1 protein-coding gene is annotated in these 689 nt (G+C 66.0%); it reads right to left on the reverse strand.

What is annotated here, in order from left to right; genetic code table 11:
• Positions 1 to 689: PAAR domain-containing protein (locus tag HU738_RS25770; protein WP_217871550.1), on the reverse strand; the 689-nt coding region annotated here is incomplete at both ends.

The following is a 689-nucleotide window of genomic DNA, read 5'->3' on the forward strand; positions in this document are numbered from 1 at the left end:
TTGCGCCCGGTGGTGAGGTCGACCGGGTTGCCGACCAGGCCACCGATGGCTCTGCGTGCCACGGGTTCGACCACGTAGCGGCTGGCCACCTCGCCAGCGACGAAGCCTGCGGTGAACTTGAGGGCGCAGGGCATGATGGCTTTCATGCCGGCCTGGGTACCGGCCTTGATCAACTGGGCGATACCGCCGGCGGCACCGGCCATGGCCATCAGCACATCTACCGTGGTGCGCAGCCACTGGGGGATCTCATCGTCGACCGGCAGGTACCGGTAAGTGCCGCCCCCAATGATGACGTTATCGGAGCCACCGGAAATGGTCGCGCCGCAGGTCAGCTTGTCGCCCTTGCGTGCAGCGGCGACGCTGTTGATGAAGACGTTGGTCGAGCCTTCGGCAATCTGCACCGGCCCGGGGTGCTTGTCACAGGCGCCGATGCTTTTCTCGACCCGGGCGGCCTTGCGGCTGTTGATGAAGACATTGGGCGAGGCAGTGGTTATCGTCCCTGAGGGGGACGAGAACATACTGCCTATCGCCTCTCCGGCGGCGGTCAGCAAGCTGCCTCCGATACCGGCTGCGAGGCCGGCCAGCAAGGCCACGCCGAACCCGCAGGTGAAGGTGGCGATGGCCACCGTGGCCACCAGCGCGATACCCAGGGCGGCTCCGATCAGGAAGCCTCCCAAGGCACTGGTATG

Origin of the sequence: Pseudomonas vlassakiae (genome assembly GCF_014269035.2) — a bacterium.
Taxonomy (GTDB): domain Bacteria; phylum Pseudomonadota; class Gammaproteobacteria; order Pseudomonadales; family Pseudomonadaceae; genus Aquipseudomonas; species Aquipseudomonas vlassakiae.